Annotated in this window: 22 protein-coding genes; 4 read left to right on the top strand and 18 right to left on the bottom strand. The window is 71.1% G+C overall.

Annotated features, from left to right (window positions below):
• Nucleotides 1–35: 35 nt before the first annotated feature.
• From tatA to ACY0MR_RS29005, 9 genes are all read right to left on the bottom strand, one after another.
• Complete coding sequence (tatA, locus tag ACY0MR_RS29045) at nucleotides 36–332, bottom strand: Sec-independent protein translocase subunit TatA (RefSeq protein WP_473556207.1); 297 nt, start codon at nucleotides 330–332, stop codon at nucleotides 36–38.
• Between the two features lie 185 nt (nucleotides 333–517).
• Complete coding sequence (locus ACY0MR_RS29040) at nucleotides 518–715, bottom strand: hypothetical protein (RefSeq protein WP_361856070.1); 198 nt, start codon at nucleotides 713–715, stop codon at nucleotides 518–520.
• 49 nt (nucleotides 716–764) lie between these two features.
• Complete coding sequence (locus ACY0MR_RS29035; RefSeq protein WP_361856068.1) at nucleotides 765–1,028, bottom strand: hypothetical protein; 264 nt, start codon at nucleotides 1,026–1,028, stop codon at nucleotides 765–767.
• Nucleotides 1,029–1,202: 174 nt separating this feature from the next.
• Nucleotides 1,203–2,156: a helix-turn-helix transcriptional regulator gene (locus tag ACY0MR_RS29030; protein ID WP_361856065.1), complete on the bottom strand. Its 954-nt coding sequence runs from the start codon at nucleotides 2,154–2,156 to the stop codon at nucleotides 1,203–1,205.
• A gap of 16 nt (nucleotides 2,157–2,172) precedes the next feature.
• Nucleotides 2,173–3,129: a helix-turn-helix transcriptional regulator gene (locus ACY0MR_RS29025; RefSeq protein WP_388804581.1), complete on the bottom strand. Its 957-nt coding sequence runs from the start codon at nucleotides 3,127–3,129 to the stop codon at nucleotides 2,173–2,175.
• A 292-nt stretch (nucleotides 3,130–3,421) separates the two neighbouring features.
• Nucleotides 3,422–3,802, bottom strand: coding sequence for an FKBP-type peptidyl-prolyl cis-trans isomerase (locus ACY0MR_RS29020; RefSeq protein ID WP_351899861.1), 381 nt, complete (start codon nucleotides 3,800–3,802; stop codon nucleotides 3,422–3,424).
• 43 nt (nucleotides 3,803–3,845) lie between these two features.
• On the bottom strand, nucleotides 3,846–4,787 hold the full coding sequence (locus ACY0MR_RS29015; RefSeq protein ID WP_388804577.1) for an FKBP-type peptidyl-prolyl cis-trans isomerase: 942 nt from the start codon (nucleotides 4,785–4,787) through the stop codon (nucleotides 3,846–3,848).
• 117 nt (nucleotides 4,788–4,904) lie between these two features.
• The gene (gene pafA, locus ACY0MR_RS29010) at nucleotides 4,905–6,266 is read right to left on the bottom strand and encodes a Pup--protein ligase (protein ID WP_056566373.1); all 1,362 of its coding nucleotides are present in this window, start codon (nucleotides 6,264–6,266) and stop codon (nucleotides 4,905–4,907) included.
• Nucleotides 6,267–6,335: 69 nt separating this feature from the next.
• Nucleotides 6,336–7,616 (bottom strand): MFS transporter, encoded by a 1,281-nt coding sequence (locus ACY0MR_RS29005; RefSeq protein ID WP_473556201.1) that lies wholly within the window; start codon nucleotides 7,614–7,616, stop codon nucleotides 6,336–6,338.
• Nucleotides 7,617–7,750: 134 nt separating this feature from the next.
• On the opposite strand from ACY0MR_RS29005, the gene ACY0MR_RS29000 reads away from it, so the two are divergent.
• The gene (locus ACY0MR_RS29000) at nucleotides 7,751–8,854 is read left to right on the top strand and encodes a LacI family DNA-binding transcriptional regulator (protein ID WP_473556199.1); all 1,104 of its coding nucleotides are present in this window, start codon (nucleotides 7,751–7,753) and stop codon (nucleotides 8,852–8,854) included.
• Nucleotides 8,855–8,981: 127 nt separating this feature from the next.
• On the opposite strand, the gene prcA is transcribed toward ACY0MR_RS29000, so the two are convergent.
• The 5 genes from prcA to arc form a co-directional block, all read right to left on the bottom strand.
• Nucleotides 8,982–9,734 carry a proteasome subunit alpha gene (gene prcA / locus ACY0MR_RS28995; protein ID WP_361851245.1) on the bottom strand — a complete coding sequence of 251 codons (753 nt, stop codon included), beginning with the start codon at nucleotides 9,732–9,734 and terminating at the stop codon, nucleotides 8,982–8,984.
• 46 nt (nucleotides 9,735–9,780) lie between these two features.
• Complete coding sequence (gene prcB / locus ACY0MR_RS28990) at nucleotides 9,781–10,620, bottom strand: proteasome subunit beta (RefSeq protein ID WP_361851247.1); 840 nt, start codon at nucleotides 10,618–10,620, stop codon at nucleotides 9,781–9,783.
• A 160-nt stretch (nucleotides 10,621–10,780) separates the two neighbouring features.
• Entirely contained in the window at nucleotides 10,781–10,993 is a 213-nt protein-coding gene (locus ACY0MR_RS28985) for a ubiquitin-like protein Pup (RefSeq protein ID WP_187283998.1), read from the bottom strand.
• Nucleotides 10,994–11,152: 159 nt separating this feature from the next.
• Nucleotides 11,153–12,664, bottom strand: a complete 1,512-nt coding sequence (gene dop / locus ACY0MR_RS28980) for a depupylase/deamidase Dop (protein ID WP_388804567.1) — start codon at nucleotides 12,662–12,664, stop codon at nucleotides 11,153–11,155.
• Nucleotides 12,665–12,844: 180 nt separating this feature from the next.
• Entirely contained in the window at nucleotides 12,845–14,611 is a 1,767-nt protein-coding gene (arc, locus tag ACY0MR_RS28975; protein WP_148004858.1) for a proteasome ATPase, read from the bottom strand.
• Between the two features lie 250 nt (nucleotides 14,612–14,861).
• On the opposite strand from arc, the gene ACY0MR_RS28970 reads away from it, so the two are divergent.
• Nucleotides 14,862–15,173, top strand: coding sequence for a ferredoxin (locus ACY0MR_RS28970; RefSeq protein WP_361851251.1), 312 nt, complete (start codon nucleotides 14,862–14,864; stop codon nucleotides 15,171–15,173).
• 4 nt (nucleotides 15,174–15,177) lie between these two features.
• On the opposite strand, the gene ACY0MR_RS28965 is transcribed toward ACY0MR_RS28970, so the two are convergent.
• From ACY0MR_RS28965 to ACY0MR_RS28955, 3 genes are all read right to left on the bottom strand, one after another.
• Nucleotides 15,178–15,762: a hypothetical protein gene (locus ACY0MR_RS28965; RefSeq protein WP_361851253.1), complete on the bottom strand. Its 585-nt coding sequence runs from the start codon at nucleotides 15,760–15,762 to the stop codon at nucleotides 15,178–15,180.
• A gap of 182 nt (nucleotides 15,763–15,944) precedes the next feature.
• The gene (locus ACY0MR_RS28960; RefSeq protein WP_015032448.1) at nucleotides 15,945–16,832 is read right to left on the bottom strand and encodes a tRNA (adenine-N1)-methyltransferase; all 888 of its coding nucleotides are present in this window, start codon (nucleotides 16,830–16,832) and stop codon (nucleotides 15,945–15,947) included.
• Nucleotides 16,833–16,850: 18 nt separating this feature from the next.
• Complete coding sequence (locus ACY0MR_RS28955; RefSeq protein WP_361851278.1) at nucleotides 16,851–17,984, bottom strand: site-2 protease family protein; 1,134 nt, start codon at nucleotides 17,982–17,984, stop codon at nucleotides 16,851–16,853.
• Nucleotides 17,985–18,165: 181 nt separating this feature from the next.
• Here ACY0MR_RS28955 and ACY0MR_RS28950 point away from each other — a divergent pair, with 181 nt between their 5' ends.
• On the top strand, nucleotides 18,166–19,068 hold the full coding sequence (locus ACY0MR_RS28950) for a RecB family exonuclease (protein ID WP_361851255.1): 903 nt from the start codon (nucleotides 18,166–18,168) through the stop codon (nucleotides 19,066–19,068).
• Between the two features lie 42 nt (nucleotides 19,069–19,110).
• The gene (locus ACY0MR_RS28945) at nucleotides 19,111–19,788 is read left to right on the top strand and encodes a response regulator (protein WP_148004852.1); all 678 of its coding nucleotides are present in this window, start codon (nucleotides 19,111–19,113) and stop codon (nucleotides 19,786–19,788) included.
• Between the two features lie 76 nt (nucleotides 19,789–19,864).
• Here the strand turns inward: ACY0MR_RS28945 and ACY0MR_RS28940 are convergent, their stop codons facing one another.
• Nucleotides 19,865–21,445, bottom strand: coding sequence for an ABC transporter substrate-binding protein (locus ACY0MR_RS28940; protein ID WP_392865337.1), 1,581 nt, complete (start codon nucleotides 21,443–21,445; stop codon nucleotides 19,865–19,867).
• Nucleotides 21,446–21,570: the final 125 nt, after the last annotated feature.

Below are 21,570 nucleotides of genomic sequence, written 5' to 3'. Positions count from 1 at the left end.
GCCGCCGCCCGGTGCGGCGGCCGCGGCGGACCGGGTCAGCGCTTGGTGGTGTCCGAGGGCTCGGTCACGGGACGTGCGCTGGTCACGTCGCCGGGAGCGGCCTGGATGGTGCGCGGGGCGGGCTCCTGGGCGGTGGGGGCACCGGTGGCGGCCTGCGGCGGGTCGGCGGGGGCGCTCTGCTGGTCGTCCGACTTCATCGCCTTGGCCTCGCTCTTGAGGATGCGGGCGGACTTGCCGAGCGAGCGCGCCATGTCCGGGAGCTTCTTGGCGCCGAACAGCAGGATGATCACGACGAGGATGAGAATGATCTCGGTGGGGCCGAGCCTACCCATAGCTGTTTACCTTCTTCACCGAGGCGACATGGAGTGCGTGCCCGGCGGGTCGGACATGCGTCCGGCCACCGCGCTGTCTGCGATCGTAACCCGCAGGAGTAAACGCAGGGCAATGCCCTTGCATACTCCCGATTGCGTCGTACGTGACCGGTTCGGGGCCACTTCACGCAGGGTACGGCACGGGATCAGCGCAGCGAGTCGCCCGTGCGGGCCAGTCCGACGGCGGCCGTTTCGAGGTCTTCGGCGGCGCGGTTGATCCGTTCTGTGGTGTGGGCCACTTGGCGGCCGAGGCGCTGGACCTCGACGAAGACCCTGATGGCGAGGACGCCGAGGACGGCGATGCCGAGGAATCCGAGGGCGATGGCGAGCATGGGCCAGAACATGAGGCGAGCCTAGACGTTGGGCGCGGCGGGCCGGGCGTCCGGTCGCCGCTCAGACGGTGGTGTGGAGCCGCAGGGTCCGGACGCCGCCGCCGGTGAGGAGTTCGACGATGCGCTCGCCCGCGGGCTTGCGGACGGAGCTGCCGCACTCGGGGCAGGTGAAGGAGTAGAAGGTGGTGCGGCGGCTGGCGCCGATGGCGAGGCGCAGGGCGTTCGCGGAGAGTTCGCAGCGGGAGCGGCAGTCGGGGCAGGCGGCCTTGAAGAGGACCGGGGCGATCGTCGCCGTAAGATCGTGCATCACGGACATTTCCCTCATCTCTCTGCTCCCGCACCCCGCGCGACGCGCAGCGCGTACGTCCGCAGGCGCGGCTCCCGTGTCCGTGCCTGCTCCGGCCCGGCGGGCCGGCGACCGTACCGGTCACCGCTCCCGTCGCACCGCCGGCCTGCGGCCGGTCACCTGTCTGTCACGGCGTCCCCCGGGCGGGGAGCGTCACGCGCCCTCGTACGCGGCGAGCGCGGCGGCGGCCGCGGCCCTGGCGTTGTCGGCGAGTTCCCGCGGTTCGGCGATCCGCCCGTCGCTGCCCAGGCGCAGCGCGAGCCGGCGCAGGGAGGCCGGGTCGGGCGTCCGCAGGGTGATCCGCAGGCCGCCGTCCGGCAGCTCCTCGGCCCGGTCGTGCGGGTAGTACTCGGCGACCCAGCGCCCGCCGGGGCCGACCTCGACGACCACCTCGGGGTCGTCGGCGGAGGGCTGGACCAGCCCGGCGGAGAGGTCGCGCAGTTCGAGCTCCGGCGGCGCGGCGTGCTCGTCGAGGATGCGGATCTCGGCCACGCGGTCGAGGCGGAAGGTGCGGCGCGCCTCGGAGAGCCGGCACCACGCCTCCATGTAGGTGTGGCCGACGGCGAAGAGGCGGATCGGGTCGACCTCGCGCTCGGTGAGTTCGTCGCGGGCGGGCGAGTAGTAGCGGACCCAGAGGCGGCGGCGCTCGGAGATGGCGCGGTCGACCTCGGCGAAGACGCCGCCCTCGGATTCGAAGGTGACGGAGAGCCGGGAGCTGGCTCCGGCGGCCTCGCCGGCCGCGGCCTCCAGCTTGGCCGTGGCGCGCAGGAGTGCCTCGCGGTCGCTCTCCCGGAGTCCGGGGAGGGTGGCGACGGCGCGGGCGGCGACCAGGAGGGCGGTCGCCTCGTCGGCGGCGAGCCGGAGCGGCGCGGCGACGTCGTCCGGGTTGTGCCACCAGATCCGGTCGCCGTCGGTGTCGATGTCGAGGAGGTCCCCGCCGCGGAAGCTGGTGCCGCACATGGGCAGCACGTCCAGGTCGGAGATCAGTTCGTCCTCGGTGATCCCGAAGGCGCGGGCGACGTCGGCGACGTGGGCGCCGGGGCGCTCGCGGAGATAGGTGACCAGCGAGAGCATCCGCCTCGTCTGGTCGATCGCGTTGGCAGCCATGCGGTACGTCTCCCCCTCAGCCCTTGGCGACGGCGCGCAGCCGGTCCACCACGTCGGCCCGCAGATCGGCCGGTTCCAGTACGACGACGTCGGGGCCGAACTCGACGAGCCAGGCGTCGAGGCCGTGCCCGTACGGGATCTCCAGCTCGTCCCATCCGTCGGTGCCCTCGGCCACGGACTGGGCGCGGGCGCGCAGCGGGTAGCCGCAGCCGGCGCGCAGCCGGATCCGGGCGGAGCGGGTGGCGGTCTCGCCGGCCCAGCTCTCCACGGTCTCGCGGACGGTCACGACGTCGGGCACGGGCGCGGTGAAGGCGCCAGCCCGGGAGCGGACCTTGCCGGTGATGCGGGAGAGCCGGAAGACGCGCTCGGCGCCGCGGTCGCGGTCCCAGCCGGCCAGGTACCAGTGGCCGCGCCAGCATTCGAGGGTCCAGGGCTCGACCTGGCGGGCCTCGGGGCGGGCGGCGTTGGCCTTGCGGTAGTCGAAGGCGACGGGCCGGCGGTCGCGGCACGCCAGCATGAGCGGTTCGAAGGCGGTCTCGTGGACGGGGATCCGCGGTTCGAGGGCACTGGGCTGGGTGTCGTACGAGTCCTCCGCCTCGGGCATGCCCGCGGCGCGGAGCTTCTGCAGGGCGCCGCTGGCGGCTCCGGCGAGGCGGGCCTGCTGCCAGACCTTGGCGGCGAGGCCGAGCGCGGCGGCCTCCTCGGCGTCCAGGGTGATGGGGGGCAGCCGGTTGGAGTCGCGGCGGGCGAGGTAGCCGGTCTCGCCCTCCAGGTTCTCGACGGTCTCGATGACGAGGCCGAGCTCGCGGAGGTCGTCCTTGTCGCGCTCGAACATGCGGTTGAAGGCGTCGTCGCCGCTCGCCTCGAGGTAGGCCTCGATGGAGCCGCGGAGCTCCCGCTTGCTCAGCGGTCGGCGTGTCCCGAGCAGGCACAGCGCGAGATTCATCAGCCGCTCGGACTTGGCAATCGCCATCGACGCCCCGCACCCCTTCGCCGGATCCACTTCTCGGACGTCCGACCGTACCGCCCCGGGGTGTCGGGGCCAAAGCGGGGACCGGAGGGCGGACCGCGGACGGGGTGGGCGGGGTGCTGCCGGGGCGCTGACCCGGGTACGGGGGCACCGCCCGGGCCCGTGTCCCGAGGGACGTGCAGGCGGGCCTCGCCGGCGCCCGACGCGTGCCGCAGCGGCCCGGAGCACGCCGAGGGCCCCCGCCGTGGACGGCGGGGGCCCTCGGGCCGACCGGAAGGGGTCGGGGCCGTGCGGGTCAGCGCTTGGTGACGCCGACGAGGTCGCAGACGAAGATCAGCGTCTCGCCCGGGGCGATCTTGCCGCCGGCGCCGCGGTCGCCGTAGGCGAGGTGCGCGGGGATGACCAGCTGGCGGCGACCGCCGACCTTCATGCCCTGCACGCCCTTGTCCCAGCCCTGGATGACCTGGCCGGCGCCGAGGTTGAAGTCGAGCGGGGCGCCGCGGTTCCAGGAGGCGTCGAACTCCTCGCCGGAGTCGAAGGACACACCGACGTAGTGGACCTTCACGAAGTCACCGGCTTCGGCGAGCTCGCCGTCGCCCTCCCAGATGTCCTTGATCTCCAGGTCCTTCGGCGGCTCGCCACCCGGGAAGTCGATCTCGGGCTTCTCGATGCTCACTGAACTGCTCCTCATGCTGATGAACTGCGTGATCGGGACAGTCTTACATCTTCGTCAGGATGTCCACGGCGAACACCAGCGTGGAGTTCTTGGGAATGCCCTGCTGCTCCTTGTCGCCGAACGCCTCGGACGGCGGGGCGACGATGAGGACGCGGCTGCCGACCGTCTTGCCGACGAGGCCGTCCTTGAGGCCCTTCAGCGTGAGCTGCGGGAGCGGGAAGTTCACGGGCTTGCCCGCGGTGTACGTCGAGTCGAAGACCTTGCCGTCCTTCCACAGGGAGGCGACGTAGTTCACGACGACCGTGTCGGTGGCCTTGACGGCCTCGCCCTTGGCCTCGAGCACGTAGTTCGAGACGAGCTTGGTCGGCGGGTCGACCTTGGGGATCGTCAGCGTGGGGGCCTTGCCGTCGGTGTTCGTCCCGACCTTCGGCAGGTCCTTGTTGTCCTGCGCGACCGGGGTGCCGGTGGCGGACTTGGGGATCGTGACGGACTTCAGGATGTCCACGACGAAGACGAGGGTGGCGTTGGGCTTGATGCTCGGGGGCGAGCCCTTCTCGCCGTAGCCGAGCTCCGGCGGGATGCCGACCTCGATGCGGCTGCCGACCTTCTGTCCTTCGAGGGCCTGCTCCCAGCCCTTGATGACCTGGCCCTCGCCCAGCGTGACGCTGAAGGGCTGGCCGCGGTCGAAGCTGTTGTCGAAGGGGGTGGTGGAGTCCCAGGCCTGACCCAGGTAGTTCACCGAGAGGGCGTCGCCCTTCTTCGTCTCAGCGCCCTTGCCCTCGCTGATGACGTTGACCTTGAGTTCCTTGGGCGGGTCGCCCTCGCCCTTGGCGAGGGTCGGCTTCTCGCCGAACTTGGCCCCCGCGGTGATGGCGGGCAGCCCGTTCGTCATCGAGGCGGAATCGGAGCCCTTGTCGTCGCTGCCGCAGGCTGCTGTGGAGAGCAGCAGCAGCGGGACGACGAGAAGGCCGGCAAGTCGGCGCACGTGTTCCTCAGATCTCAGACGGCACAGTAGTTGTCCCGACACTCTAGGGGACCCCTCTGCCACGTCGAGGGCCCCGCACGGTAAACGTGCGGGGCCCACAGCGCCGGTACGACCGGTCTACATTCCGGCGATCAGCTTTTCGACGCGGTCGTCGACCGAGCGGAACGGGTCCTTGCACAACACGGTGCGCTGCGCCTGGTCGTTCAGCTTGAGGTGCACCCAGTCGACGGTGAAGTCTCGCCGCTGCTCCTGGGCGCGGCGGATGAAGTCGCCGCGCAGGCGGGCGCGCGTGGTCTGCGGGGGCACCGACTTCCCCTCGAAGATCTTCAGGTCGTTGCAGATCCGGGCCGCCTGGCCGTTCTTCTGCAGCAGGTAGTAGAGACCGCGACGCCGGTGGATGTCGTGGTAGGCGAGGTCTATCTGCGCGACCCGCGGGTTCGACATGGTCATGTTGTGCTTGGCCCGGTAGCGCTCGATGAGCCGGTGCTTCATGACCCAGTCGATCTCGGTCTCGATCCGGTCGAGGCGCTCGCTCTCGATGGCGTCGAGCGTACGGCCCCACAGCTCCAGAACCTGGGCGACCGTGCCGTTGCGGATCCCGCGGCGGTCGACGAAGTCGACGGCCTTCTCGTAGTACTCGCGCTGGACCTCCAGGGCGGAGGCCTCGCGGCCGCTGGCGAGGCGGACCTTGCGCTGGCCGGTGATGTCGTGGCTGACCTCGCGGATGGCCCGGATCGGGTTCTCCAGGGTCAGGTCGCGCATCACCGTGCCGGCCTCGATCATGCGGAGGACGAGGTCGGTGGCGCCGACCTTGAGGAGCATGGTCGTCTCGGACATGTTCGAGTCGCCGACGATGACGTGGAGCCTGCGGTAGCGCTCGGCGTCGGCGTGCGGCTCGTCACGGGTGTTGATGATGGGACGGGAGCGGGTGGTCGCGGAGCTGACGCCCTCCCAGATGTGCTCGGCCCGCTGGGAGACGCAGAACACCGCGCCGCGCGGGGTCTGGAGGACCTTTCCCGCGCCGCAGATCAGCTGGCGGGTGACCAGGAACGGAATGAGGATGTCCGCGAGCCGGGAGAACTCGCCGTGGCGGGCGACGAGGTAGTTCTCGTGGCAGCCGTAGGAGTTTCCGGCCGAGTCGGTGTTGTTCTTGAAGAGGTAGACGTCGCCCGCGATTCCCTCCTCGTGCAGGCGGCGTTCGGCGTCGACGAGCAGGCCCTCGAGAATGCGCTCGCCGGCCTTGTCGTGGGTGACCAGTTCGGTCACGTTGTCGCATTCCGGTGTTGCGTATTCCGGATGCGATCCCACGTCCAGGTACAGGCGGGCGCCGTTCCGCAGGAAGACATTGCTGCTGCGGCCCCATGACACGACACGGCGGAAGAGGTAGCGCGCCACTTCGTCAGGAGACAGTCGGCGCTGTCCCCTGAACGTGCACGTGACGCCGTACTCGTTCTCCAGCCCGAAAATGCGGCGGTCCATGACTGAACATTACGCCTGACGGCCTGTGCTGAAACCGGGTTGGGCGCTCCCGTTTCGATCATTTTCCGATCAGCGCGTGTTCTTTTCCGTGTGTACGGCGGCGGGGGCGGGCGTGCCGACGGCGTGTCGCGCCTCGGCCGCGGGGGTCACGGGGGCCGCGGGCACGCGCAGGACGCGCCCGGTGGCGAGCAGGACCAGGAGGGCGACCAGGCCGCCCGCGCCGGCGACGGCGAATCCGGCGACCGTCCCGGCGAGTTCGACGGCGGGGCCCGCCACGGCGGAGCCGAGGGCCGAACCGACGCCGAAGGTGGTGACGAGCCAGGAGAAGGCCTCGGTGACCGTGCCGCGCGGGGCGTGCCGGTCCACCACGATGAACGCGCAGGCCAGCACCGGGGCCAGGAAGACGCCCGCGAGGGCCGCGAGGAGGGCCATGGCGACCGGGCCGGGGGTCAGCACCAGTGGCAGGTAGCAGACGGCGAGGAGCAGCACCAGGACGCGCAGCCGCCGCTCGGGGGCTCCGGACCATTCGCGGGCGCCGTAGGTGACGCCGCCGAGGAGCGCGCCGAGGCCCAGGGCGGCCATCAGCCAGCCGTAGACGGACGGGGTGCCCCGGTCGTCGGCGTAGGCGACGGCAGCCACGGTGATGGAGCCGAGGGCGAGGCCGACGAAGAAGAACGACCCGAGGAGGGCCAGGAGGCCCGGGGAGCGCAGGGCGCCGAGCCAGTGGGCCTCCCGGGGCGCGGAGCGCCAGGCCCGGGAGGGCGCGGAGAGGACGACGGCGAGGGCGCCGAGGACGCCGAGGACGTTGACGGCGAGGAGGGCGGCGGCGGGCGACCAGAGGGAGACGAGGAGGGTCAGCAGCAGCGGGCCGACGGTGAACATGACCTCCTGCGCGACGGCGTCCATGGCGTACGCGCGGTGGACCCGGTCCTCGCGGCCGAGGACGCTGGGCCAGAGGGCCCGCAGTCCGCCCTCCAGGGGCGGGGTGAAGAGTCCGGCGAGGACGACGGCCGCGTAGGCGAGGCCGAGGTGGCCGATGCCGGCGAGGGCGAGCAGGGCCATGCCGAGGGCGGAGAGGACGGCGGCGGGCAGCTGGACCCGGGGCTGGCCCTTGAGGTCGACGGCGCGGCCGAGGAGGGGCTGGCCGATGGCGGTGGCGACGCCGTAGGCGGCGATGAGGCCGCCGGCGAGGGTGTAGCTGCCGCCCTGGTCGCGGACGTAGAGGGTGAGGGCGATGGGGCCGACGCCGTTGGGCAGGCGCCCGACGAGGGTGCCGGCGAGGAGCCGGGCCGCGTGCGGCGCCCGGAGTATGTCGAGATAGCCGCCTCGTGCCGGGGCCCCGGTGGCCATGTGGTCTCCCCTCGCCTCGGACCCTGCCGAGGTTTTACGTATAACTTCCGAGGTCATACGTACCATGTCGGCAGCGCGCGGGTCCACCCCGCGACCAGTGAGCGGTCCGCGGGCCGCCCGACGCGGAGGCTTGTGTGCAGACCCCGGAGCCGCTCGGCGGCAGCCGCCCGACCAGCCGGGACGTCGCGCGGATCGCGGGCGTCTCCCAGGCCACCGTCTCCCTCGTCCTGGGCGACAAGTGGCGCGGCCGTGTGTCCGAACGCACGGCCGAGGCGGTCCGGGGGGCGGCCCGGGAGCTCGGCTACCGGCCCAACCTCGCCGCCCGCAACCTGCGCCTCGGCCGCACCCGGACCGCGATGCTCGTCGTCCCGGCCCTCACCAACGAGTTCTTCGCGCACGTCTACACGGGCGCCGCGGCGGCGGCGTCCCGGCACGGCTTCGGCGTCGTGCTCTACCCCTCCCCCGACGGCCTGGGGCCCGCGCGGGACCCCTTCGCCTCGGCGCAGGCCGCCCTCGACGGCGTCATCGCCTCCTCGATGGCCGCCGGCGCCCTGGAGGCCTTCCGGGGGACCGACCTGCCGCTCGTCATGCTCGACAGCGACCCGGCCGAGGCCGGCGCCGCCGCCCATGTGAACCTCGACGTCGCCGACGGCATGCGCCGGGTGACCGGGCACCTCCTCGCACTGGGCCACCGCCGCTTCCTGCACCTGGCGTCCGCGGCCCCGTCGTGGACCTTCGACGTGCGGGCCGCCACGCTCGCCCACGCCCTGCGCGGGGCGGAGGTGCGCACCGTGCGCGCGCCGCTGAACGTCGCGGACGCGTGGGAGGCCGCGCGCCGGGCCCTCGCCGCGCCGGGGCCCCGGCCGACGGCGGTGGTCTGCGACGACGACATCCTCGCGGTCGGCGTCTGCAAGGCGGCCCGGGGTCTCGGGCTGCGGGTCCCGGAGGACCTGTCGGTCACCGGTTTCGACGACATGGCGCTGGCGACGGTGGTGGAGCCGGAGCTCACCACGGTCCGGCTGCCGGCCGAGGAGTTCGGCCGGCGGGGCATGGAGGCGCTCCTCGCCGTCCTGGCGGGCGGTACGCCGGGCCCGGACACCCTGCCGGTCTCCCTGGTCGCCCGGGGCTCCTCGGGGCCCGCACCCGCCTCCTGGGCGGTGCCCGGACACGCCGTGCGTCCGGACACCGCGCGCCCGGAGGGCCCGGACACGCCGGAGGACCCCCGGACGCGTCAGTGAGGCCCGAGCACACGCCCCAGAGGCCCCCGGACACGACGGAGGGGCCCGGACAGATCCCAGAGGCCCGGACACGCCGGAGGGGCCCCGGACCGCGGGTGCGGTCCGGGGCCCCTCCGGGGCTCGGCGACTACTCCTCGGGCGCCTCGTCCGAGGGCTCGTCGGTCTTCGCCACCGCGGCGTCGTCCGCCTCCAGGAGGCGCGACAGCTGCCGGCCGACGATCCGCTTGAACTTGCGCTGCTGCGGCCGCGTGCGGTCCAGGACGGCCACCTCCAGGCGCTCCGCGGGGATCTCCCGCTCGGTGCCGTTGGTGTCCCGCGAGAGGGCCTGCACGGCCAGTCTCAGGGCCTCGGCCAGGGACATGCCGTCCCGGTGCCGCTGGTCCAGGAAGGAGCTGATCTGCTCGGCGTTGCCGCCGACCGCGACCGAGCCGTGCTCGTCCACGATCGAGCCGTCGTGCGGCAGCCGGTAGATCTGGTCGCCCGACGGCTCGGTGCCGACCTCGGCGACGACCAGCTCCACCTCGTACGGCTTCTCCCCCGCGCTGGAGAAGATGGTGCCCAGCGTCTGGGCGTACACGTTGGCCAGGCCGCGCGCGGTGACGTCGTCCCGGTCGTAGGTGTAGCCGCGCAGGTCGGCGTAGCGGACGCCGCCGATGCGGAGGTTCTCGTACTCGTTGTACTTGCCGGCGGCGGCGAAGCCGATCCGGTCGTAGATCTCGCTGAACTTGTGCAGCGCGCGGGACGGGTTCTCACCGACGAAGACGATCCCGTCGGTGTACTGGAGGACGACGAGGCTGCGGCCTCGGGCGATGCCCTTGCGGGCGTACTCCGCCCGGTCGGCCATGGCCTGCTGGGGTGAGACGTAGAACGGAGTGGACACCGGCGGTCCGTCCCTTTCTTCTGGGCTTCAGTCGGGCGACGAGTGGTCAGAGCAGGGCGGCGCGGGGCCCGTCGGGCTCCTCCAGCCGCCGCTCGGTGACCGACCGGGCCAGCACGGAGGACTCCTCCTCCGTGAGCCTGCGGTAGCCCTCGTCCGTGATGACCGTGACGATCGGGAAGATCCGGCGTGCCAGGTCCGGACCGCCGGTCGCCGAGTCGTCGTCCGCCGCGTCGTAGAGCGCCTGCACGACCAGCGTGGTGGCCTGCTGCTCGGTCAGGTCGGAGCGGTAGAGCTTCTTCATCGCGCCGCGCGCGAAGATCGAGCCGGAGCCGGTGGCGGCGTACCCGTGCTCCTCGGAGCGGCCGCCGGTCACGTCGTAGGAGAAGATCCGGCCCTTCTCCTTGCCCTCGTCCCAGCCGGCGAAGAGCGGCACGACGGCCAGTCCCTGCATGGCCATGCCGAGGTTGCCGCGGATCATGGTGGAGAGGCGGTTGGCCTTGCCCTCCAGGGAGAGCGTGACGCCCTCCACCTTCTCGAAGTGCTCCAGCTCCAGCTGGAAGAGCTTGACCATCTCCACGGCGAGGCCGGCGGTGCCGGCGATGCCCACGGCGGAGTACTCGTCGGCAGGGAAGACCTTCTCGATGTCCCGCTGCGCGATCATGTTGCCCATGGTGGCCCGCCGGTCACCGGCGAGCACGACCCCGCCGGGGAACGTGGCCGCCACGATGGTCGTGCCGTGCGGGGCCTCGACGACCCCCTCGGGGAGCTTGCGCCCGCCCGGCAGCAGATCCGGCGAGTGGTCCGCCAGGAAGTCGATGAAGGAGGACGAGCCCGGCGTCAGGAAGGCCGCCGGCAGACGCCCGGTGCTACGAGGGTTGGCTTCCACGCGATTCCTTCCGGGTGGGAGAATCGGCCCGCCGTGGGAAGCGCCGGCCGATCTTGCTTGCTGTGCACGGACCTTACCCGTGCCACCGCTTGTCATCCGTCCCCGGGCCCACGGCTTTCACCGGGGCTCCGGGGACGGGGACGACAGACGCGCTGTGCGGCTACTCGCCGCCCTTCTGTACGAACGACCGGACGAAGTCCTCGGCGTTCTCCTCCAGGACGTCGTCGATCTCGTCCAGGACCGAGTCCACGTCCTCGCTCAGCTTCTCCTGGCGCTCCTGGAGGTCGGAGCTCGCCTCCGTGGTGGTCTCCTCGACCTCCTCCGTGGAACGCGTCGCCTTCTGCTGTCCGCCGCCGCTGTCCTTGGTCGCCATATCCCTCACCCCGCTCGAATCGGCCCGCTCGGTTGAGTCCGTACAAGATCAGACCCTATAGGGCGGGTCCTCTTTCGGCCCCGCAGTTTCGACAACGCCCGGGCACTGATTCCATGATTCCCAGTGCCGGGGCATTTCAGGCCCCCGGAGGGCCTCCGATCAGCCGCCGGACAGCACCCGGACCAGTTCCTCGGCGGTCCGGCAGCGGTCCAGGAGCGACTGCACATGGGCCTTGGTGCCCCGCAGCGGTTCCATGGTCGGGACGCGCTGGAGCGAGTCGCGGCCGGGCAGGTCGAAGATCACCGAGTCCCAGGAGGCCGCGGCGACGTCGTCGGCGTACTGCTCCAGGCAGCGGCCCCGGAAGTAGGCCCTCGTGTCCTCCGGGGGCGCCGTCTGCGCGCGCGTCACCTCGGTCTCGTCCAGGAGCCGCTTCATGCGTCCGCGGGCCACCAGGCGGTTGTAGAGGCCCTTCTCGGGGCGTACGTCCGCGTACTGGAGGTCCACCAGGTGCAGCCGGGCGGCGTCCCAGTCCAGGCCGTCCCGCCGCCGGTAGCCCTCCATGAGTTCCCGCTTGGCGATCCAGTCGAGCTCGCCGGCCAGGCTCATGGGGTTGTTCTCGAGGCGGTTGAGCGTGTCCTCCCAGCGGACCAGGACGTCCTTGGTCTGCTCGTCGGCGTCCGCGCCGTACCGCTCCTCCACGTACTTCCTGGCCAGCTCGAAGTACTCCATCTGGAGCTGGACCGCGGTCAGGGTCCGGCCGCTGCGGAGCGACACCAGGTACTGGAGGGTCGGGTCGTGCGAGACCTGGTGGAGGGTCCGTACGGGCTGGTCGACGGCGAGGTCCACGGTGATGAACCCGTCCTCGATCATCGAGAGGACCAGCGCCGTGGTGCCGAGCTTGAGGTAGGTGGAGATCTCGGAGAGGTTGGCGTCGCCGATGATCACGTGCAGGCGCCGGTACCGCTCCGCGTCCGCGTGCGGTTCGTCGCGGGTGTTGATGATGGGCCGTTTGAGGGTGGTCTCCAGGCCGACCTCGACCTCGAAGTAGTCGGCGCGCTGGCTGATCTGGAAGCCGTGCTCCCGGCCGTCCTGGCCGATGCCGACCCGTCCCGCGCCGGTCACGACCTGGCGGGAGACGAAGAAGGGCGTCAGGTGGCGCACGATGTCCGAGAAGGGGGTCTCCCGCTTCATCAGGTAGTTCTCGTGCGTGCCGTAGGAGGCGCCCTTGTTGTCGGTGTTGTTCTTGTAGAGGTGGATCGGCTGGGCCCCGGGGAGCTGGGCGGCGCGCACGGCCGCCTCCGCCATGATCCGCTCGCCGGCCTTGTCCCAGAGGACGGCGTCGCGCGGATTGGTGATCTCGGGCGAGCTGTACTCGGGGTGGGCGTGGTCCACGTAGAGGCGGGCCCCGTTGGTGAGGATCACGTTGGCGAGGCCGATGTCCTCGTCGGTGAGCTGGCTGGAGTCGGCGACCTCGCGGGCGAGGTCGAAGCCGCGGGCGTCCCGCAGCGGGTTCTCCTCCTCGAAGTCCCAGCGGGCGCGGCGCGCCCGGTGCATCGCCGCCGCGTAGGCGTTGACGATCTGGGACGAGGTGAGCATGGCATTGGCGTTCGGGTGTCCCGGGACGGAGATCCCGTACTCCGTCTCGATGCCCATTACTCGCCGTACGGTCATGCGGCCCTCCTTGCCCGGCGTCGCTCACAGTGCGCGACTCGGCGTTACCGAAGAGCCTAGAGCGGCTCCGCGCTGGTGGGGAGATCGATTGCGTATTTCCCTGCGGTGCCGGGGGAAATGCTGGATGGAATGCGACGGCTGCGGATGCCCGGTTTCCGGACATCCGCAGCCGGGGGCGTTCTACAGGTACTGACCGGTATTGGCCACCGTGTCGATGGAGCGTCCGGTGTCCGCGCCCTGCTTTCCGGTGACGAGGGTGCGGATGAACACGATCCGCTCGCCCTTCTTTCCGGAGATCCGGGCCCAGTCGTCGGGGTTGGTGGTGTTGGGCAGGTCCTCGTTCTCCTTGAACTCGTCCACGCACGCCTGGAGGAGGTGGGAGACCCGGATGCCCTTCTGGTTGTGGTCGAGGAAGGCCTTGATGGCCATCTTCTTGGCCCGGTCGACGATGTTCTGGATCATCGCTCCGGAGTTGAAGTCCTTGAAGTAGAGGACTTCCTTGTCGCCGTTGGCGTACGTCACTTCGAGGAAGCGGTTCTCCTCGGATTCGGCGTACATCTGCTCGACGACCGACTGGATCATTCCGTGGGCGGCCGCCGCCTTGGATCCGCTGTGCTCGGAGATGTCGTCCGTGTGGAGCGGGAGGGTGGCGGTGAGGTACTTCGCGAAGATGTCCTTCGCCGCCTCGGCGTCCGGACGCTCGATCTTGATCTTGACGTCGAGCCGGCCGGGCCGCAGGATCGCGGGGTCGATCATGTCCTCGCGGTTGGAGGCGCCGATGACGATGACGTTCTCCAGGCCCTCCACACCGTCGATCTCGGCGAGCAGCTGGGGGACGATGGTGTTCTCCACGTCCGAGCTGACACCGGATCCGCGGGTGCGGAAGAGGGATTCCATCTCGTCGAAGAAGACGATGACGGGGGTGCCCTCGCTCGCCTTCTCCCGGGCACGCTGGAAGACGAGGCGGATGTGCCGCTCGGTCTCGCCGACGTACTTGTTGAGGAGCTCGGGGCCCTTGATGTTGAGGAAGTAGGACTTCCCCGCGGGCTGGCCGGTCACCTCGGCGACCTTCTTGGCCAGGGAGTTGGCCACGGCCTTCGCGATCAGCGTCTTGCCGCAGCCGGGCGGGCCGTAGAGCAGGATTCCCTTGGGCGGCCGGAGTTCGTGCTCCTTGAAGAGGTCCGGGTGGAGGTAGGGGAGCTCGACCGCGTCCCTGATCAGCTCGATCTGGTTGCCCAGGCCGCCGATCTTCTCGTAGTCGACGTCCGGGACCTCTTCCAGAACGAGCTCTTCGACCTCGCTCTTGGGGACCACCTCGTACACGTAGCCGGACCGGGAGTCGAGCAGCAGGGCGTCGCCGGGGCGGATGGTGACGTCCAGCAGAGGCTCGGCGAGCCTCACCACCCGTTCCTCGTCGGTGTGCCCCACCACCAGGGCGCGCTCGCCGTCCTCGAGGATCTCCTTGAGGGTGACGATGTCCCCGGCGCGCTCGAACTCCATGGCCTCGACCACGTTGAGCGCTTCGTTGAGCATGACCTCCTGGCCGCGCTTGAGCTCTTCGAGCTCGATGCTCGGGCTGACGTTCACCCGGAGCTTGCGGCCCCCGGTGAAGATGTCGCACGTGCCGTCCTCGTTCGCCTGCAGGAAGACACCGAAGCCGGCCGGCGGCTGCGCGAGCCGGTCGACCTCCTCCTTGAGGGCCACGATCTGGTCGCGGGCCTCACGGAGCGTGTTCGCCAGTCTTTCGTTCTGCGCGGACACGCCGGCCAGGCTGGTCTGCAGCTCGACGATCCGCTCTTCGAGAATCCTCGTGTGTCGCGGAGAGTCGGCGAGCTTGCGGCGCAGGACGGCGATTTCCTGCTCGAGATAGGCAACCTGACCGGCGGGGTCCTCAGACCCTCGCCCCGGCCGGATGCCGCGGTTGATGTCGTCGTCGTGGGCTGCCACGGTCCTCACCTCCTCCAAGGGGAGCTGGACGCTTCCTGACCCTACCTGCGTGGGTGGTGATTGAAACCCCTAGATCAAAAAGACTCCGAGGTGTGTCCGATCTTCACCCTTGCGCTTCCCCTGTCGACAGGGGAATACCCACCCTGCGCTGGTTGAAAGCGGGCGGTTGTATCGTCGTGTGGGGCCAACACCCTTCGGAGGCGGCCCGACTTACCCGCGAGAAGCAGCAGAAGCAGAAACGGCAGGAGATATGACCGTGCAGCACGAGGCTCCGTCCACGGGCGCCGCGGAGGCGCTGGAGGTCTGGATCGACCAGGACCTGTGCACCGGGGACGGCATCTGCGCGCAGTACGCTCCCGAGGTCTTCGAGCTGGACATCGACGGGCTCGCGTATGTGAAGAGCGAGGACGACGAGCTGCTGCAGGAGGCCGGCGCGACGACGCCGGTCCCGCTGACGCTGCTCCAGGACGTGGTGGACTCCGCGAAGGAGTGCCCGGGCGACTGCATCCACGTGCGCCGGGTCGCGGACCGGGTCGAGGTGTACGGCCCCGACGCGGAGTGACGGGTCAGGCGCCGCGCGCTTCGGCCTGTCCGGTGCGGACGAAGGCGCCGCCCTTCCAGTACCAGCTGACCTGCTCCTTCTCGTCGGGGCAGCAGCTGGGGACGTCGGGGGACGAGTAGCCGAGCAGGGTGGCGTGCACCGCTCCGTCGCGTACGGAGAAGCCGGTGACGGTCTTCAGCTGCTCGGGGGCGACGAGGGTGGCGACCACGCGCGCGGGTGCGCCGGCCTGCCGGCCCCGGGTGAGGACGTAGACGCCGCTCGGGGGCGTGCCGGAGCCCGCTTCGCAGTGCACGACCGCAACGGTCTCGGGGTTCCCGTCTCCGTCGAGGTCTCCGGAGGCGCGGGTGGCGACCTTGTGGGGTGCTCCCCCGCAGTCCAGGGGGTAGGTGACGCCGGCCGCCTCGGGGGCGGCCGCGGGGCGGGCCGCGGCGGCCGGGGGCGCCGTGGCGGTGGCGGTGGCGGGGCCGGGCTGGAGCAGGCCCGCGAGGGCGACGACCGCGGCGGTCGCGGTGGCGGTGGCCAGCCAGTGGCCGGGCCGGGCGTGGGTGTGTGCGAGGTCCGCGAGGTCCGGGGCGGCGGAGGGCTGCACGCGAGACGTCTCCTGAGGGGTGGTGCGGAGGGTTTCCGGCATCGTGCCACACGTCACAGGGGGACGGAACCGTCGGGGTCGGCCCGCCGGGCTCCAGGGCCGGTCGAACATGAGGACGCCGCCGCCGAGTTCTCCCGGGCTGGCGGGGAACTCGGCGGCGGCGTGCCGTGGATGTCGGGACGTCAGCCCTTGTTGGGGCCCTCGTAGTCCTCGCCGTAGGCGCCCTTGGCGGGGCGGCGGCGGCGCATCGGGGGCTCGACGCCGTCCGCGAGGCGGCGGGCGGTGACGAGGAAGCCGGTGTGTCCGATCATGCGGTGATCGGGGCGGACGGCGAGGCCCTCGACGTGCCAGTTGCGGATCATGGACTCCCAGGGCTGCGGCTCGGCGTAGCAGCCGAACTCGCGGATGGACTCCACGGTGCGGGCGAGCTGGGTGGTGGTCGCCACGTAGCAGCAGAGGATGCCGCCGGGGACGAGGGCCTTGGAGACGGCCTCCAGGCATTCCCAGGGGGCGAGCATGTCCAGGATGACGCGGTCGACGTCGGTGTCGGAGAGGTTGTCCTGGAGGTCGCCGACGGTGAGCTGCCACGCGGGGTGGGGTCCGCCGAAGTAGCGTTCGACGTTGCCCTTCGCGATCTCGGCGAAGTCCTCGCGGCGCTCGTAGGAGTGCAGCATGCCGCTGTCCCCGATGGCGCGCAGGAGGAAGCTGCTCAGCGAGCCCGAGCCCACTCCCGCCTCCACGACGCGGGCGCCGGGGAAGATGTCGGCGAAGGCCAGGATCTGCCCCGCGTCCTTGGGGTAGACCACGGCGGCGCCGCGGGGCATGGACAGGACGTAGTCGGGGAGCAGGGGGCGCAGCGCGAGGTAGGCGACGTTTCCGGTGGTGCGGACAACGCTGCCCTCGGGGGCGCCGATCAGTTCGTCGTGCGGGAAAGAACCCTTGTGGGTGTGGAAGTTCTTTCCCTCTTCGAGCGTGAACGTGTAGTGACGGCCCTTGGGGTCGGTCAGCTGAACCTGGTCCCCGACCTTGAAGGGCCCGCGTCGGCGGGCGGCACCGGTCGGTTCGGACATGTGACCAGAGTACAAGGACTACGAGGAGGGTCGTGCCATGGCCCGGACGAAGGCCCGCTCGACGTCGGTGGTGGAGAGGACGCCGTAGATCGCGCCGGTCTCCTCGACGACGAGGTACTCGGTGGCGGGGCTGGCGCGGAGGTGGTCGAGGAGGGGCTGGCCGGTGAGTTCGGCGGGGACGCGCATGCCGTCGGTGAGGTCCTGGACGAGGGTGCTGACGGCGACCCAGGGGCGGCGGTGCTCGGGGACGGCGGCGATGGCGGCCTCGCGGACGATGCCGGTGGGCTCGCCGTTCCCGTCGACGGCGACGAGGGCGCGGGCGCCGGCCGCGTTGGCGCGGCGGAGGGCCTCGGAGAGCGGGGTGGCGGGTTCGACGGGGATGGCGCGGCGGGTGAGGCTGCGGGCGCGGAGCTCGGGGAGGTGCTCGCGGAGCCTGGCCATGCGGAGGCTGTTGCCGGCGCCGGTCCAGATGATCGCGGCGAGGATCGCGGCGAGCAGGGCGTCGGTGACGGTGTCGAGGCCGCTGATGTCGTCGGTGGAGTTGCCGAGGAGGCCGGTGCGGGTGAGCAGGGGCAGTCCGACGAGGACGAGGACGGCGAGGGCGCGGCCGACCCAGGCGGCGGCGATGGTGCCGCTCATGGGCTTGCCGGTGATCTTCCACACGACGGCGCGGAGCATGCGGCCGCCGTCGAGCGGGAGGCCGGGGAGCAGGTTGAAGATCGCGACGATGAGGTTGGAGATCATCAGGCCGGCGAGGAGGACGCCGGGGACGGTGCCGGGCTCGACGGCGTAGAGGGAGAGGTAGAACACGCCGGCGAGGACGAGGGAGAGGAGGGGGCCGACGAAGGCGAGGACGAACTCGCGGCCGGGGGTCTCGGACTCCTTCTCGATCTCGGAGACGCCGCCGAAGAACTGGAGCTGGATGCGGCGCACCGGGAGCTTGAAGCGGAGCGCGGCGATGGTGTGGGCCAGCTCGTGGACGAGTACGGAGGCGTAGAAGGCGACGGCGAAGAAGAGGGAGACGAGGTAGCGGGCGGCGCCGAGTTCGGGCAGCACGCGCTCGATCTGGTCGCCGAAGACCCAGGTGATGAGGGCGGCGACGAGGAACCAGCTGGGGGCGACGTAGACGGGCACGCCGAAGGGCCGTCCCATGAGGATCCCGCCGCCGGGATCCTCGGTCCGCTGCGGCTTGGGCTCGTCCTGGTTCACGGGTTCCTCTCGTCGCGGGGGGTGACCCGGCGTCGGTGCGTCACGGTTCGATCATGCAGTGCGACGGGGTCCCAGGTCGATGGTATTCCGCTCGTTGTCGGCGGCGGGTCGTAGGGTCTTCGTCATGAGTACGAGCGAGCAGGTGCCGGTGGAGCCCCGGGCGCCCATGTCGTTGTCGCCGTCGCGGGCGAGCGATTTCATGCAGTGTCCGCTGCTGTACCGGTTCCGGGTGATCGACCGGCTGCCGGAGAAGCCGAGTCCGGCGGCGACCCGGGGCACGCTGGTGCACGCGGTGCTCGAGCGGCTCTTCGACGATCCGGCGGCGGACCGGACGGCGCCGCGGGCCAAGGCGATGGTGCCGGGTCAGTGGGACCGGTTGCTGGAGTCGAAGCCGGAGCTGGGCGAGCTGTTCGCGGAGGATCCGGAGGGCGAGCGGCTGGCGGGCTGGCTGGGCGAGGCGGAGCGGCTGGTCGAGCGCTGGTTCACGTTGGAGGACCCGACGCGGCTGGAGCCGGCGGAGCGGGAGCTGTTCGTGGAGACGGAGCTGGATTCGGGGCTGCGGCTGCGCGGGGTGATCGACCGGATCGACGTGGCGCCGTCGGGCGACGTGCGGATCGTGGACTACAAGACGGGGAAGGCGCCGCGGCCGGAGTACCGGGACGGCGCGCTGTTCCAGATGACGTTCTACGCGCTGGTGGTGTGGCGGCTGAGGCGGGTGATCCCCCGGCGGTTGCAGCTGGTGTACCTGGGCAGCGGGGAGGTGCTGACGTACGACCCGGTGGAGGCGGACCTGCTGCGGGTGGAGCGGAGGCTGCTCGCGCTGTGGGAGGCGATCCGGCTGGCGACGGAGACGGGTGACTGGCGGCCGCGGCCGACGAAGCTGTGCGGCTGGTGCGACCACCAGGCGGTCTGTCCGGAGTTCGGGGGGACTCCCCCGGTCTATCCGTTGAAGATCGTTTCGGTGCGCCCGCCGGACTCGGGCGATTCGGGTCAGGGCAGAATGGACCTGGCCCCGCCGGCGCCGTAGTGCCGGTGTACCTCGTGAGCTCAGCACCGTGAAGGAGCCCCTGTGACGATCCGCGTCCTGTTGGTCGACGATCAGCCGCTGCTGCGCACCGGCTTCCGGATGATTCTGGAGGCGGAGCAGGACATCGCGGTGGTGGGTGAGGCCGGGGACGGTCTCCAGGCGCAGGACCAGGTGCGGGCGCTGCAGCCGGACGTGGTGCTGATGGACATCCGCATGCCGCGGATGGACGGGGTGGAGGCGACCCGGCAGATCACGGGTCCGGGTCGGGACGGTCCGGCGAAGGTGCTGGTGCTGACGACCTTCGACCTCGACGAGTACGTGGTGGAGGCGCTCCGCGCGGGGGCGAGCGGCTTCCTGCTGAAGGACGCTCCGGCGAACGAGCTGGTGCAGGCGATCCGGGTGGTGGCGGCCGGCGAGGCGATGCTGGCGCCGTCGATCACCCGGCGGCTGCTCGACAAGTACTCGGCGCACCTGCCGACGGGCGAGGAGCAGATGCCGGACACGCTGACCACCCTGACGGACCGCGAGGTCGAGGTGTTGAAGCTGGTGGCGCGGGGTCTGTCGAACGCGGAGATCGCGGCGGACCTGTTCGTGAGCGAGACGACGGTGAAGACGCACGTGGGGCATGTGCTGACGAAGCTGGGGCTGCGGGACCGGGTGCAGGCGGCGGTGTACGCGTACGAGAGCGGTCTGGTGCGGCCGGGGGCGAACGGGCAGTAGGTCGTCCGGCGGGGGACGGGGAGGGGCCCGGTGCGCGGGGTGCGCGCCGGGCCCCTCTCGTCGTGTGCCGGGCGGGTCAGCCCTTGCGGATCTCCCAGAAGCGGAAGACCGTCGAGGCGTCGAGGGTCCATTCGAGGCCGGTGACGTCCTGGCGGGCGACGGCGTACTGCTTGCCCTGCCAGAGGGGCAGGAGCGGCAGCTGCTCGGCGACGAGGTCCTGGAGCCTGCCGTACTCGTCGGCGGTGGCGGAGCGGTCCGCGGCGGCGGCGGTCTTGGGGAGGAGGCTGCCGGTGATGGTGGCGTTCTCGTAGTGGTTGCCGAGGACGTTGCCCTCGCCGAAGAAGGGGGTGGTGAAGTTGTCGGCGTCCGGGTAGTCGGGGACCCAGCCCTTGACGTAGACGCCGTACTTGCCGGCGGCGATGTCCTTCTCGTACTGCTCGAAGGCGACGGACTTGACGTCGGCGTCGAAGAGGCCGCTGGCGTTGAGCTGGCCGGCGATCGCCTTGAGCTCCTCGTCGGTGGAGGGGCCGTAGCGGCTGGGGGTGGACCAGAGGGTGAGCTTCACCTTCTCGGTGATGCCGGCGGCGCGCAGGGCCTTCTTGGCCTTCGCCGGGTCGGGGGCGCCGTAGGTGTCGTAGAAGGCGGTGTTGTGTCCGGCGATGCCGGCGGGGACGATCGAGTACAGCGGGGTGGCCGTCGACTTGTAGACGTCCTCGACGAGGGCCTCGCGGTTGACGAGGTGGGCGATGGCCTTGCGGACGCCGAGCTTGCCGACGACCGGGTCCTTCACGTTGAAGACGAGGTGCTGGACCTCGGCGCTGCTGCCCTGGACGATCTCGATGCCCTTGTCGTCGGTGGTGTCCGAGGTCTCGAGGGCGGAGATGTCCTCGGCGGAGAGGCCTCGGTAGGCGACGTCTATGTCCCCGTCGGTGAGGGCCTTGGCGAGGGCGGAGCGGTCGCCGCCGTAGAGCTTGAGGGTGATGGCGTCGCTCTTGCGCTCCGCGGTGCCCCGGTAGCCGGGGTTGGCGGAGAAGGTGGCCTCGGTGTCGCTGAAGGAGTCCAGCTTGTAGGGGCCGGAGCCGGTGGCCTTGCCGTCGGTGCGCAGGGCGTCGGCGGGGTACTCGCGGTGGTCGACGATGGAGCCGGCGCCGGAGGCGATCTTGCTGGGGAAGGTGGCGTCGGGGACCTTGAGGTGGAAGACGACGGTCTTCTCGTCCGGGGTCTCGATGCTCTTGATGGTGGAGAGCAGCGGCGCGGGGCCGGAGGGGTCGGCGATCTTGAGGGCGCGCTCGAAGGAGAACTTGACGTCCTCCGAGGTGAGCTTGTTGCCGTTGGAGAAGGTGAGGCCGTCGCGCAGGGTGCAGCTGTAGACGGTGCTGCCGGTGTCGAAGCCGCACTTGTCGGCGGCTTCGGGCTCGGGCTCGGAGCCGCCCTTGGGGAAGGCCATCAGGGACTGGAAGACGTTGTTGAACAGCAGCCAGGAGCCGGGGTCGTAGCCGGCGGCCGGGTCGGTGGTGTGGATCTCGTCGGACATGCCGACGCGTACGCCGCCGCCGGCGGCGCCCGGGCCGCCCTGCTCGGTGCCGCAGCCGCTGAGGAGGGCGGCGGACAGGCCGGCGGCGAGGGGGGCCGTCAGCCACTTGTTGTGCGTCTTCACAGAACGTGCCTCGTGATCTCTTGTCAGGCCGGTCGCGCGCGGGTGCGGGGCCGGTGTAACCGATCTGTCGACGGGTGGGGCCTGTCCGGTGGGCAGGCCCCGGGGGTGTCGCGAAGGGGCTGGTC

It is taken from the genome of Streptomyces sp. JN8, from assembly GCF_055808075.1.
Note: the sequence above shows the minus strand (reverse complement) of the source record. Positions and strands in the feature narration are given on the sequence as shown.